Origin of the sequence: Streptomyces sp. NRRL B-1347 (assembly GCF_000720325.1) — a bacterium.
Taxonomy (GTDB): Bacteria; Actinomycetota; Actinomycetes; order Streptomycetales; family Streptomycetaceae; genus Streptomyces.
The window spans coordinates 1-451 of sequence record NZ_JOJM01000276.1 but is presented as its reverse complement, the minus strand read 5'-3'; the positions used below and the strand labels follow the sequence as shown (position 1 = coordinate 451).

1 protein-coding gene is annotated in these 451 nt (G+C 68.5%); it reads left to right on the top strand.

What is annotated here, in order from left to right; all coding sequences use genetic code 11:
* Positions 1–451 (top strand): ABC transporter ATP-binding protein (locus IG74_RS0144965; protein WP_030689722.1); only part of this gene is annotated, 451 nt, incomplete at both ends.

Here is a 451-nt window from a genome sequence, read left to right as displayed (position 1 = left end):
GTCGAACGGGTCGGGCAAGTCGACGCTGCTGCGGGCGATCGCGGGGCTGCTGCCCGCGGAGCGGGGCAAGGTCTTCACCGACGGCCAGCCCTCGCTGCTCGGGGTGAACGCGGCGCTGATGAACGACCTGACGGGTGAGCGCAACGTGATCCTGGGCGGCCTTGCGATGGGCATGAGCCGGGAGCAGGTCAGGGAGCGCTACCAGGGCATCGTGGACTTCTCCGGGGTCAACGAGAAGGGCGACTTCATCACGCTGCCGATGCGCACGTACTCCTCGGGGATGGCGGCCCGGCTGCGGTTCTCCATCGCGGCGGCCAAGGACCACGACGTGCTGATGATCGACGAGGCCCTGGCCACGGGTGACCGCAAGTTCCAGAAGCGCTCCGAGGCCCGCATCCGCGAGCTGCGCAAGGAGGCGGGCACGGTCTTCCTGGTCAGCCACAACAACAAG